The 12,025-nt window shown below is 57.1% G+C and carries 11 protein-coding genes; 6 read left to right on the forward strand and 5 right to left on the reverse strand.

The features are described from left to right. Positions 1-208 precede the first annotated feature (208 nt). The 4 genes from leuD to leuA are packed head-to-tail and all read right to left on the reverse strand — an operon-like array spanning position 209 to position 4,900. Positions 209-811 carry a 3-isopropylmalate dehydratase small subunit gene (gene leuD / locus FCN80_RS01425; protein WP_136988068.1) on the reverse strand — a complete coding sequence of 201 codons (603 nt, stop codon included), beginning with the start codon at positions 809-811 and terminating at the stop codon, positions 209-211. A 12-nt stretch (positions 812-823) separates the two neighbouring features. Continuing rightward, positions 824-2,224 carry a 3-isopropylmalate dehydratase large subunit gene (leuC, locus tag FCN80_RS01430; protein ID WP_136988070.1) on the reverse strand — a complete coding sequence of 467 codons (1,401 nt, stop codon included), beginning with the start codon at positions 2,222-2,224 and terminating at the stop codon, positions 824-826. A gap of 5 nt (positions 2,225-2,229) precedes the next feature. Beyond that, positions 2,230-3,321 carry a 3-isopropylmalate dehydrogenase gene (gene leuB, locus FCN80_RS01435; protein ID WP_136988072.1) on the reverse strand — a complete coding sequence of 364 codons (1,092 nt, stop codon included), beginning with the start codon at positions 3,319-3,321 and terminating at the stop codon, positions 2,230-2,232. 1 nt (position 3,322) lies between these two features. Then, a complete protein-coding gene (gene leuA / locus FCN80_RS01440; protein ID WP_136988074.1) occupies positions 3,323-4,900 on the reverse strand; it encodes a 2-isopropylmalate synthase in 1,578 nt (525 codons plus the stop codon). Positions 4,901-5,478: 578 nt separating this feature from the next. On the opposite strand from leuA, the gene ilvI reads away from it, so the two are divergent. From ilvI to cra, 3 genes are all read left to right on the forward strand, one after another. Continuing rightward, a complete protein-coding gene (gene ilvI, locus FCN80_RS01445; protein WP_136988076.1) occupies positions 5,479-7,197 on the forward strand; it encodes an acetolactate synthase 3 large subunit in 1,719 nt (572 codons plus the stop codon). Between the two features lie 2 nt (positions 7,198-7,199). Continuing rightward, positions 7,200-7,697: an acetolactate synthase small subunit gene (gene ilvN, locus FCN80_RS01450; protein WP_170975293.1), complete on the forward strand. Its 498-nt coding sequence runs from the start codon at positions 7,200-7,202 to the stop codon at positions 7,695-7,697. Positions 7,698-7,847: 150 nt separating this feature from the next. Further along, positions 7,848-8,852, forward strand: coding sequence for a catabolite repressor/activator (gene cra / locus FCN80_RS01455; RefSeq protein ID WP_136988078.1), 1,005 nt, complete (start codon positions 7,848-7,850; stop codon positions 8,850-8,852). 142 nt (positions 8,853-8,994) lie between these two features. Here the strand turns inward: cra and FCN80_RS01460 are convergent, their stop codons facing one another. Beyond that, on the reverse strand, positions 8,995-9,438 hold the full coding sequence (locus FCN80_RS01460) for an L-alanine exporter AlaE (RefSeq protein ID WP_136988080.1): 444 nt from the start codon (positions 9,436-9,438) through the stop codon (positions 8,995-8,997). 860 nt (positions 9,439-10,298) lie between these two features. Here FCN80_RS01460 and mraZ point away from each other — a divergent pair. From mraZ to ftsL, 3 genes are read left to right on the forward strand one after another with little or no spacing between them, the layout of a single operon-like run. Continuing rightward, positions 10,299-10,757: a division/cell wall cluster transcriptional repressor MraZ gene (gene mraZ, locus FCN80_RS01465; RefSeq protein WP_136988082.1), complete on the forward strand. Its 459-nt coding sequence runs from the start codon at positions 10,299-10,301 to the stop codon at positions 10,755-10,757. 2 nt (positions 10,758-10,759) lie between these two features. After that, positions 10,760-11,701 carry a 16S rRNA (cytosine(1402)-N(4))-methyltransferase RsmH gene (gene rsmH / locus FCN80_RS01470; protein ID WP_136988084.1) on the forward strand — a complete coding sequence of 314 codons (942 nt, stop codon included), beginning with the start codon at positions 10,760-10,762 and terminating at the stop codon, positions 11,699-11,701. Next, positions 11,698-12,018, forward strand: coding sequence for a cell division protein FtsL (ftsL, locus tag FCN80_RS01475; RefSeq protein ID WP_136988085.1), 321 nt, complete (start codon positions 11,698-11,700; stop codon positions 12,016-12,018). The genes rsmH and ftsL overlap by 4 nt, the downstream gene beginning before the upstream one ends. Positions 12,019-12,025 lie beyond the last annotated feature (7 nt).

Consider the following 12,025-nt stretch of genomic DNA (forward strand, 5'->3'; position numbering starts at 1 on the left):
GGGGCGGCTCTGGCGCGGTCCCGAATGGCGGCGCTATTGCAGGTAACCCAATGACATATTCACCGCCTGTCCGAGGAGGAATACCGACGGTGGCTGTAGCGCCGGGGGTATGAGGCGATGATGGACTCATCGCCGCAGACAAACGTAAGAAGTTTGGATGACTTATCCGCCGGCAGGCTTCCGCCCGCCGGTTTTTTTTATGGGGGACTTAAAGCAAAAACGCCGGCTGCCGGTTTTCGTACTCGGCGATGTCGGCTTCATGCTGTAAAGTCAGGCCGATGGCGTCCAGCCCGTTGATCATGCAGTGGCGGCGGAAAGCGTCGATGGCGAACGGGTAGGTTTTATCGCCGGCGATGACCTGCTGACGTTCCAGATCCACCATAAAGGTCACGCCTTCGCGGGCGGCCACCAGCTTGAACAATTCATCGACCTGTTCGGCGGGCAGCGCCACCGGCAGCAATTGGTTGTTAAAACTGTTGCTATAGAAGATATCGGCGAAGCTCGGGGCGATCACCACCCGGAAACCATAATCGGTCAAGGCCCAGGGCGCGTGCTCGCGGGAGGAGCCGCAACCGAAATTCTCCCGGGCCAGCAAAATACTGGCGCCTTTATAGCGGGGCCTGTTCAGCACAAAATCGGGATTGGGCTTAAGGCCGTCATTGTCCAGGAAACGCCAATCGTTGAACAAATGCTGGCCAAAACCGGTACGGGTGACTTTTTGCAGAAACTGTTTGGGGATGATGGCGTCGGTATCCACATTCGCGGCGTCCAGCGGCGCCACCAGCCCGGTGTGTTGCGTAAATTTAGCCATGGTGCTGTTTCCTTAATTCAATTCGCGAATATCGGCGAAATGTCCGGCGACCGCCGCCGCCGCCGCCATGGCCGGACTGACCAGGTGGGTTCGGCCGCCGCGGCCCTGACGGCCTTCGAAATTACGGTTGCTGGTGGAGGCGCAGCGTTCGCCGGGATTGAGGCGATCGTTGTTCATCGCCAGACACATGGAGCAGCCCGGCAGGCGCCATTCGAACCCGGCCTCGATAAAAATCTTATCCAATCCCTCGGCTTCCGCCTGAGCCTTGACCGGGCCGGAACCCGGCACAACGATGGCTTGCACGCCGGCCGCCACGCGGCGGCCCTTGGCGATAGCCGCCGCCGCGCGTAAATCCTCGATGCGCGAATTGGTGCACGAACCGATGAAAACCTTATCAATACTGACTTCGGTCAGGCGGATACCGGGCTGTAAATCCATATAGGCCAGGGCTTTGGCGGCGGAATTGCGCTCGGCCGGATCGCTGAACGCGTCGGGGGAGGGGATCGTTTCGTTAATGGCGATAACCTGGCCGGGGTTGGTGCCCCACGTCACCTGTGGCGCGATGTCTTCCGCCCTGAGAGTGACGATTTTGTCGAATACCGCGTCGTCGTCGGAGCGCAGCGTCTTCCAGTAGGCCACCGCCTTTGGCCAGTTATCGCTTTTGGGAGCGAACTGACGGCCCTGCAAGTAGGCGAAGGTCGTGTCGTCAGGCGCCACCAAACCGGCTTTGGCGCCCATTTCGATGGCCATGTTGCACAGCGTCATGCGGCCTTCCATGCTCAATGCGCTAATCGCCTCGCCGCAGAATTCCACGACATGACCGGTGCCGCCGGCGGAGCCGATGCTACCGATCACCGCCAGCACAATGTCTTTGGCGGTGATGCCGCCGGCGGCGCTGCCGGTCACTTCGACCTTCATGGTTTTGGCCCGGCCCTGTTTCAGGGTTTGGGTCGCCAGCACATGTTCCACTTCCGATGTGCCGATGCCGAAGGCCAGCGCGCCGAAGGCGCCATGGGTGGCGGTATGGGAATCGCCGCAGACAATGGTCATGCCCGGCAGGGTCATGCCTTGTTCCGGCCCGATCACATGAACGATGCCCTGATAGGGATGGTTGAGATCATAAAGCTGGATGCCGAATTCAGCGCAGTTCTTAATCAGCTCCTGCATCTGAATACGGGCCATCTCGCCGCTGGCGTTAATGTCCCGGGTCTGGGTGGAGACATTGTGATCCATGGTGGCGAAGGTTTTACCCGGCTGCCGCACCGGACGGCCCATGGCGCGCAATCCGTCGAAGGCCTGGGGCGATGTCACTTCGTGGACCAAATGGCGGTCGATATATAACAAAGGCGTCTCTTCCGGCGCCTGATAAACCACATGTGCATCATATAATTTTTGGTATAACGACTTGCCCATAATATTCATGCCCCTTCAGTGATATAACCGGCAATAATTGAACCCATTTCATCGGTGCCGATCGCCGGTCCGCCGCCGGCCAAATCGGCGGTGCGTCGACCGGCGGCCAGCGCCTGGTTAACCGCCTGTTCAATGGCGTCGGCCGCATCGTCCAGGCCGAGGCTGTATCGTAGCAACAGGGCGGCGGAGAGAATTTGCGCGATGGGATTGGCCAGGTTTTTACCGGCGATATCCGGGGCCGAACCACCGGCCGGCTCGTACAGGCCGAAACCCTGTTCGTTGAGGCTGGCGGAGGGCAGCATGCCCATCGAGCCGGTGATCATGGCGCATTCGTCGGAGAGAATGTCGCCGAACAGGTTGGAGCACAGCAAGACGTCGAATTGCGACGGATCCTTGATGAGCTGCATGGTCGCGTTATCAATATACAAATGGGCCAGCGACACATCGGGATAATCCCCGGCGATGTCGGTGACGATTTCCCGCCACAGTATGGAAGACTGCAACACATTGGCTTTATCGATGGATGTGACCTTTTTCCGGCGCTTGCGGGCGGACTCGAAAGCGATACGGGCGATACGTTCGATCTCAAAGCGGTAATAGACCTCGGTATCGAAGGCGCGCTCATGTTTGCCGGTTCCTTCCCGGCCTTTCGGCTGGCCGAAATAGATCCCGCCGGTCAGTTCGCGAACGCACAGGATATCGAAACCCCGGTCGGCGATATCGGCGCGCAGCGGGCAAAACGCCTCCAGACCGGGGTAGAGCCGGGCCGGACGAAGATTGCTGAATAATTTGAAATGCTTGCGCAGCGGCAATAATGCGCCGCGTTCCGGCTGCTCATCAGGGGGCAAATGTTCCCACTTGGGCCCGCCCACCGAACCGAACAAAATGGCGTCGGCCTGCTCGCAACCGGCGACCGTGGCGGCGGGCAGCGGCGAACCCTGGCGGTCGATGGCCGCGCCGCCGACATCGTACTCGGCGGTGGTAATGCGCGTGCCGAAGCGCCGGCGCACCGCGTCCAGCACCTTATGGGCCTGCGCCATGACTTCCGGACCAATGCCGTCGCCCGGCAATACCGCTATGTGATGTGTCTTGCTCATGTTATACCGTTTCCTGATAGTCCCGTTTATTATTCTGTCCTTGCAGACGTTTGAGTTCGATTTCCACTTGCTGCGCCCGCCAAATATTATTAATGACGTGTATCATGGCCTTGGCCGAAGATTCGACGATATCCGTGGCCAATCCCACGCCGTGGAAGCGGCGGCCCTGATATTCCACCACGATATCTACCTGGCCCAGCGCGTCTCGTCCCTGGCCTTTGGCGGTCAACTGGTATTTTTGCAATTTGATGGGGTAGCCGGTGATGCGGTTCAGCGCCTGGTATACCGCGTCAACCGGACCGTTTCCCGTGGCCGCCTCGGCGATGACATCATCCCCTACGGCCAATTTGACCGAGGCGGTGGCGATGTCATGGGAGCCGGACTGAACGCTGAACGCCTCCAGCCGATAATGTTCGGGCTCTTCCTGCTGTTTATTGATAAACGCCAGCGCTTCCAGATCATAGTCGAACACCTGGCCCTTTTTATCCGCCAGTTTCAAGAAGGCCTGGTACAGTTCTTCCAGGTTATAGTCTTCTTCCCGATAACCCATTTCCTGCATGCGGTGTTTAACCGCGGCCCGGCCGGAGCGAGAAGTCAGGTTGAGCTGGACTTCTTTCAGACCGATGCTTTCCGGCGTCATGATTTCATAGTTCTGGCGGTTTTTCAGCACGCCGTCCTGGTGGATACCGGACGAGTGGGCGAAGGCATTGGCGCCGACCACCGCCTTATTGCCTGGAATCGGCATATTGCATAATTGGCTGACTACCTGGCTGGTGCGATAGATTTCCTGATGCCGTATACCGGTATGGACGCCTAAAATGTCGGCGCGCACCTTGATGGCCATAATCACTTCCTCCAGCGCGGTATTGCCGGCACGCTCGCCGATACCGTTCAGCGTCCCCTCCACCTGGCGGGCGCCGGCCTGCACCGCGGCAATGGAGTTGCCCACCGCCATGCCCAGATCGTCATGGCAATGCACGGAAATTACGGCCTGATCAATATTGGGCACGCGCTGAAACAGGGAGGAGATGATGCCGCTAAATTGCAGCGGGGTCGTATAGCCGACGGTGTCGGGGATATTGATGGTACGGGCGCCGGCGGCGATGGCCGCTTCGACGATGCGGCACAGGTTATCGATGGGCGTGCGGCCGGCGTCTTCGCAAGAGAACTCCACGTCGTCGCTGTAATTGCGGGCGCGTTTGACCGAACGCACCGCCATGTCCATCACTTCGTCAAAACTGCGTTTCAGTTTGGATTCGATATGCAGGGTGGAGGTGGCCAGAAAAACGTGAATACGGAAAGCGTCGGCGACGCGCAGGGCCTCGGCGGCCACATCGATATCCTTGTCGACGCAGCGGGCCAGGCCGCATACCCGACTGTTTTTGATCTGGCGTGCGATAGTCTGGACCGACTCGAAATCGCCCGGCGAGGAAACCGGAAAACCCACTTCCATCACATCGATACCCATTCTTTCCAGCGCCAGGGCGATCTGCAGCTTTTCCTTCACACTCAGACTGGCTTGCAATGCTTGTTCGCCATCGCGCAGGGTGGTATCGAAAATAATTACTTGTTCGCTCATATCGGATCCTATGTCGTTATCAAGGCGCATTGCAGGCATAAAAAAACCCGCGCAATGCGCGGGTTTTTTTCTCTGGGACGTCAGGGGGCGTTTCTACACTCCGCGTACCAGCGTACCGCGCATCGAAAGTGCGAGTAGTAGTAGGCTGAGTAGGCGGGCAGAAACGAACATGATCAGTCGGCGTCCACGTCATAATGGTGTATTGATATTTATTGGTACATGAATCGTTCTTTAATGTCAACATTTCATACATAATGCTTATCATCCTTCGCAAACGTTTGCCCGGTTGCAACGATGTGAATTGCCGTTATTGTCGCAACAAGCAGCCCACAGGGGTGATAAACCCATTATAGACGCTATTTTATATCGCTATTAACCTGAATGACGGAGTAATGACTGTTTCAATGCCGGTCCGTGTTTTTTTTGCCAATTGCCTGGGCCATCAACTGGCGTTATCGTTACCGGTCATCATTCATAACGACACGTCATTCAGATGTCATTGTCACGACTTTACCTGTACCCGGCGACGGCCCGCGCGACGGCCGCCGCAGAACTTTTGAAAGCCTGGAGGCGAACCCATGGAGATGTTGTCAGGTGCCGAGATGGTGGTCCGATCGTTAATTGATCAGGGCGTGAAACATGTATTCGGTTATCCCGGCGGAGCCGTGCTGGACATTTATGACGCTTTGCATACGCTCGGCGGCATCGATCATATTCTGGTGCGCCACGAGCAAGGGGCGGTACACATGGCCGATGGCTACGCCCGCGCCACCGGCCAGGTGGGCGTGGTGCTGGTGACATCGGGTCCCGGCGCCACCAACGCGATAACCGGTATCGCCACCGCCTATATGGATTCGATCCCGCTGGTGGTGATTTCCGGACAAGTCGCCAGCACGCTGATTGGTTTTGACGCGTTCCAGGAATGCGACATGGTGGGTATCTCCCGCCCAGTGGTCAAACACAGCTATTTGGTCAAGAAAACCGAGGACATCCCGGACGTGCTGAAAAAGGCGTTTTATCTCGCGTCCACCGGCCGTCCGGGGCCGGTTGTCATCGATTTGCCCAAAGACATTTTGAATCCCGCCGTGAAACTGCCTTACGTGTATCCCGAGTCGGTATCGATGCGTTCTTATAATCCGACGGTGCAAGGGCACAAGGGCCAGATTCGCCGGGCGGCGCAGACCTTGCTGGCCGCCGAGCGGCCGGTGATTTACACCGGCGGCGGGGCGATTACCGCCGGCTGTCACCAGGAACTGCGCCAACTGGCGGAAAAACTGAACATCCCCGTGGTCAGCTCGCTGATGGGCCTGGGCAGTTTCCCCGGCACCCATCGCCAACATCTCGGTATGCTGGGTATGCACGGCACTTATGAAGCGAATATGACCATTCATGGAGCCGATGTGATCTTCGCGGTTGGCGTGCGTTTTGACGATCGCACCACCAATAACCTGCTGAAATACTGCCCTGACGCCACCATATTGCATATTGACGTCGACCCGGCGTCCATTTCCAAGACGGTGACGGCGGATATCCCCATTGTCGGCGATGCCCGGCAGGTGCTCATGCAAATCCTCGAGCAACTCAATCAGGGCGATGCGCCGCAGCCTTATGACGCATTGCGCGACTGGTGGCAGAAGATTGAACAATGGCGGGCCCGCCATTGTCTGGACTATGACCGCGACAGCGGTAAAATCAAACCCCAGGCCGTGGTCGAGGCGCTGTATCGTTTGACCGAAGGCAAAGCCTATGTCACCTCGGATGTCGGCCAGCATCAGATGTTCGCCGCGCTCTACTATCCCTTTGACGAGCCGCGCCGCTGGATCAATTCCGGCGGACTCGGCACCATGGGTTTCGGTTTGCCGGCGGCGCTGGGCGCGAAACTGGCGCTGCCCGACGAAACCGTCATTTGCATAACCGGCGACGGCAGTATCCAAATGAACATCCAGGAACTGTCCACCGCGCTGCAATACGGTCTGCCCGTGGTGGTGGTGCTGTTGAACAACCGCTATTTGGGCATGGTCAAACAGTGGCAGGATATGATTTATTCCGGTCGCCATTCCCAGTCCTATATGGAATCCCTGCCGGATTTCGTCAAATTGGCGGAAGCCTACGGTCATGTGGGCATCGCAATACAGTCGCCGGATGAACTTGAGAGCAAGCTGGCCTCGGCGCTGGCCCAGAAGCATCGCCTGGTATTTGTGGATGTGATGGTCGATGGCTCGGAACACGTCTATCCCATGCAGGTTCGCGGCGGCGGTATGGATGAAATGTGGTTAAGCAAAACGGAGAGGACCTGATCATGCGCCGGATTTTATCGGTTTTACTGGAAAACGAATCGGGCGCGTTGTCGCGGGTTATCGGCCTGTTCGCCCAACGCGGTTATAATATTGAAAGCCTTACCGTGGCGCCGACCGACGATCCCACCCTGTCGCGCATGACCATCCAGACCGTGGGGGACGCCAAAGTGCTTGAACAAATCGAAAAGCAGCTGCATAAGCTTATCGATGTGTTGCGCGTCAGCGAACTGGGCCATGGGCAGGGCACCCATGTGGAGCGGGAAATTATGCTGGTGAAAGTGCAGGCCAGCGGTCCCCATCGCGAAGAGGTGAAACGTTGCGCCGATATCTTCCGCGGGCAAATCGTCGATGTGACGCCCACGCTGTATACCGTGCAATTGGCGGGCGCCAGCGATAAGCTGGACGCGTTCCTGGCGACCATCCGCGAAGCGGCTGAAATTGTCGAAGTCGCGCGGTCCGGCGTGGTCGGCCTGTCGCGCGGCGATAAGGTCATGCGCTAAACCGCAACGCCGCGGCCGCCGGCAAAGCCGCAACGTGAAATATGACAGGTATATAGTATTTTGCACCGATAGCTGTAACATAGCTGTATTCCCTGATGAGATTATGGACATATTGGCACAGGGTGATCATCAACAGCGCAAGGAGATTCTGTGAAACTGGATGAGATAGCGCGCCTGGCCGGCGTCTCGCGCACCACCGCCAGTTATGTGATTAACGGCAAAGCGAAACAGTACCGCGTCAGCGATAAAACCGTGGAAAAAGTGATGGCCGTGGTGCGTGAGCACAACTATCATCCCAATGCGGTCGCCGCCGGGCTTAGGGCAGGGAGAACCCGTTCCATCGGCCTGGTGATTCCCGATCTGGAAAATACCAGTTATACCCGTATTGCCAACTATCTGGAGCGCCAGGCACGCCAGCGGGGCTACCAGCTTTTGATTGCCTGCTCCGAGGACCAGCCGGATAACGAGATGCGTTGCGTCGAGCATCTATTACAGCGTCAAGTGGATGCCATTATCGTTTCCACCGCGTTGCCGCCGGAACATCCCTTTTACCAGCGCTGGGCCGAAGACACTTTCCCCATTGTGGCGCTGGATCGCGCCCTGGATCGCGAGCATTTTATCAGCGTGGTGGGCGCCGATCAGGATGATGCACAGATGCTGGCCGGGGAATTGCGCCATTTTCCCGGCGAGACGGTGCTTTATCTGGGCGCATTGCCGGAGTTGTCGGTGAGTTTTCTGCGCGAGCAGGGATTTCGCCAAGGCTGGGGCGATGATCCCCGCCAGCCCGATTTCCTCTATGCCAACAGCTACGAACGGTCCTCCTCGGCGGCGCTGTTCAGCCGCTATCTGGAAAGCCATCCGTTGCCGAAATGCATATTCACCACCTCATTTTCACTGCTGCAGGGGATCATGGATGTGATCCTTAAACGCCGAGGCCGTCTGCCGGCCGATCTGGCCATCGCCACCTTTGGTGATAACGAGCTGCTGGATTTTCTTGAATGTCCGGTACTGGCGGTGGCGCAGCGGCACCGGGAAGTGGCCGAGCGGGTGCTGGAGCTGGTTCTGGCCAGCCTTGACGAACCGCACCGGCCAAAGCCGGGGCTGACCCGTTTGCGGCGTAGCCTGTTTCGGCGGGGATCCCTTAGCCGCGCCTGAGAAGCTCGCGCAGACATCGGTTTGAAAGCAACGGCCCGTTAGCGACGGGCCGTTGGCGTTTCCGGCGACTGGCCGGCGTAAGGCATAAAAGGAGACCGCGGGCGCAACGCATTGGACGGGCGATCAGCGCCCGGACCCGGGTTCAGTTGACATAGCCGGCGACATGGAACAGCCGGCGGCAGTATTCGAGAAAGTAGCCGTAGACAACGCCCAGAATCATGGAACCGACGGCATTGGACGTCACCGCGGTCAGTATTTGTTCGCCGTCCGCCCCCACCGACCAAAGAATGGCCATATAGACCGGCGACTGGAAGCTGACATAGGCCAGCAGATCGGCCAGGTTCCGCGTCCAGAACTGATCGGGGCCCAGGCGGCGCGCCAGACCCAGTACGGCATCGCGGTAACGGCCATAGGGCCAGGCGATGGCGATATTGACGGGCACCGACAACAGGCGCGAGGAAAGGGATTGCTCAAGGGTCATGCCTGATATCAATACTTCGATGATCATACCGGCGATAAAACAGTAGACCACCAGGGCGAAAGTATCGGCCGCGGCCATACGTAAACGGGACGAGCGGGAGAACATAACAGGGGGCTCCAAAAGCTGAACGTGATCAATACAACGTCATGCAAACAATTAGTTTACATAGTGTTTTATTGTAGATATTTATTAATATGTAGTTTACATCACTGCTTAATGCAAGTTAACTAGTGTTTAATCTTTATTTTATGTCATCCACAGGGGGTTATCCCTAAAAAAATTTTTTTTAAAACGAATTGGACGATTTCCCTCGGTCAAAAACAAAAAAAATATATATATCATGAAGTTATTTTCATGGTAAATCACTGCCGCCCACCAGGTTCCAGACAAGCCTGTTGAAGTAGGGTGGAATACAGCGCGCAAAACGAACGCTTTCGGATAATTCTGGAAAGGTGAAATAATCTGTCCGAAAACAAATAATCATTGGGTAAGAAAAACAGTGCCGCCGGAAGTAAATAAAGGGGAAACTGGATTTTATTTATACCTATGAGCTCATTATATTTCGAAAACAATTTGAGATAGCTTAAAGTCTCACCATAAAAAAACCGGCATCGGGCAAATGAAAGAAGGGGGTCGTCAACAAGCCGATTGAGCGCCCTACAGCCTATGGCGTATAATCCACGCGCCGGATCGCCCAGCTCCCCCGGACAGCGGGGGATTGGGGTTATATCACAAATTTACGCATTTTTATCAGATCGCCCCCTTTATGATTATCATGATGTTATTTGTATACTTTTTTATCCAACGCCAACTAATTTCCTCGCGAGCGTCTTATCCCAGGCATAAATAATCCCATTCTTGCTCGTTAGTAGCTTGACAATGTTTTAACACCATTCGTACACTCTTTTGCGTGGGAATAAGTGGGACAAAGTGGTAAAAAGGGTTTCTGAGGGGTAAATCGGCATATGTTCCGTGGGGCGACGTTGGTCAACCTCGACAGCAAAGGCAGGCTTGCCGTGCCGACCCGTTACCGGGAGAAGCTGATCGAGGAAACGGAGGGTTTGATGGTGTGCACCATCGACCTCCACCAGCCGTGCCTGTTGCTTTACCCTTTGCCGGAGTGGGAAATCATCGAACAGAAGCTGGCGGGCCTCTCAAGCATGAACCCCGCGGAGCGCCGCGTGCAGCGTTTGTTGCTGGGCCACGCCAGTGAATGCCAGATGGACGGCGCCGGACGTCTGCTGATCGCGCAGACGCTGCGGCAGCATGCCGGGCTAACCAAAGAAGTGATGCTGGTCGGACAATTCAATAAGTTTGAATTGTGGGATGAACAGACCTGGTATCAACAAGTCAAGGACGATATAGACGCAGAATTGTCGGCGCAGGAACCGTTGTCCGTCCGACTACAAGACTTGTCTCTATAGCTATGGCAGAAACGTATCTACATACCACCGTCTTGCTGGATGAAGCGGTAAACGGTCTGAATATTCGTCCCGACGGCGTTTACGTCGACGGCACGTTCGGGCGCGGTGGGCATTCGCGGCTTATTCTGTCCCGGCTGGGGACGGAGGGCCGGCTGCTGGCTATAGATCGCGATCCCCAGGCCGTGGAAGCCGCCCTGGCTTGGCAGGATCCCCGTTTCAGCATTATCCACGGGCCGTTTTCATCCCTGGCCGATTATATGGCGCAGCGGCGGCTGACCGGGAAGATCGACGGCATTCTGCTGGATCTGGGGGTATCGTCGCCGCAGTTGGATGATCCGCTGAGGGGATTTTCCTTTATGCGCGACGGGCCTCTGGATATGCGGATGGACACGACCCGCGGCCTGTCGGCGGCCGAATGGCTGGCTCAGGCCGAGGCCGAAGATATCGCCTGGGTGCTGAAAACTTTCGGCGAAGAACGTTTCGCCCGGCGTATCGCGCAAGCGATCGTCGAACGCAACCGGCAGTCGCCGCTGACGCGCACGCATCAGTTGGCCGAGCTGGTCGCCGCCGCCAGTCCCTATCGCGAAAAGCACAAACATCCCGCCACCCGCACATTTCAGGCCATCCGCATCTACATCAATAGCGAACTGGAAGAACTGGAACGGGCGTTGGACGGGGCGTTGGCCGTTCTGGCTCCGGGCGGGCGCCTGTCGGTGATTAGCTTTCACTCGCTGGAGGACCGGTTGGTCAAACGTTTTATCCGCGATCATAGCCGTGGTCCGCGGGTGCCGGCCAATATGCCGTTAACCGAGGCGCAAATCGCCCAATGGGGCAAACCGCAACTGAAAGTGGCGGGCAAGCTGCAACCCTCCGGACAAGAGGTGGAGGACAACCCCCGGGCGCGTAGTTCGGTGCTGCGTCTGGCCGAGAGGCTGGCGTCATGATGGGCAATGAACGCCACGGACTTATCGGCGTTATCGGCGAGGATATGTTACGGCATGCCAAACTGCCGTTAATCCTGTTGGCGGCGGTGCTGGTGTCGGCGGTGCTGGTGGTGACGACCACCAACGAAACGCGGCGCCTCACCGCGCAACGGGAACAATTGGTGCTTGAGAGGGACGCGCTGGACATTGAGTGGCGCAATCTGATCCTCGAGGAAAACGCGTTGGGCGACCATAGCCGGGTTGAACGCATCGCGACGGAGAAACTCAAAATGCAGCACGTGGATCCGGCGCAGGAAAACATCGTGGTAGAACAATAGATCATGC

The organism is Martelella alba (assembly GCF_005217455.1).
In the GTDB taxonomy this organism is placed as follows: domain Bacteria; phylum Pseudomonadota; class Gammaproteobacteria; order Enterobacterales; family Enterobacteriaceae; genus Acerihabitans.

Coding starts and splice junctions, on each gene's coding strand:
- FCN80_RS01460 (WP_136988080.1), bottom strand. CDS start 9,438: ATGTTCTCCCGCTCGTCCCGTTTACGTATGGCCGCGGCCGATACTTTC.
- mraZ (WP_136988082.1), top strand. CDS start 10,299: ATGTTCCGTGGGGCGACGTTGGTCAACCTCGACAGCAAAGGCAGGCTT.
- ilvN (WP_170975293.1), top strand. CDS start 7,200: ATGCGCCGGATTTTATCGGTTTTACTGGAAAACGAATCGGGCGCGTTG.
- ftsL (WP_136988085.1), top strand. CDS start 11,698: ATGATGGGCAATGAACGCCACGGACTTATCGGCGTTATCGGCGAGGAT.
- leuC (WP_136988070.1), bottom strand. CDS start 2,224: ATGGGCAAGTCGTTATACCAAAAATTATATGATGCACATGTGGTTTAT.
- ilvI (WP_136988076.1), top strand. CDS start 5,479: ATGGAGATGTTGTCAGGTGCCGAGATGGTGGTCCGATCGTTAATTGAT.
- rsmH (WP_136988084.1), top strand. CDS start 10,760: ATGGCAGAAACGTATCTACATACCACCGTCTTGCTGGATGAAGCGGTA.
- leuA (WP_136988074.1), bottom strand. CDS start 4,900: ATGAGCGAACAAGTAATTATTTTCGATACCACCCTGCGCGATGGCGAA.
- leuD (WP_136988068.1), bottom strand. CDS start 811: ATGGCTAAATTTACGCAACACACCGGGCTGGTGGCGCCGCTGGACGCC.
- leuB (WP_136988072.1), bottom strand. CDS start 3,321: ATGAGCAAGACACATCACATAGCGGTATTGCCGGGCGACGGCATTGGT.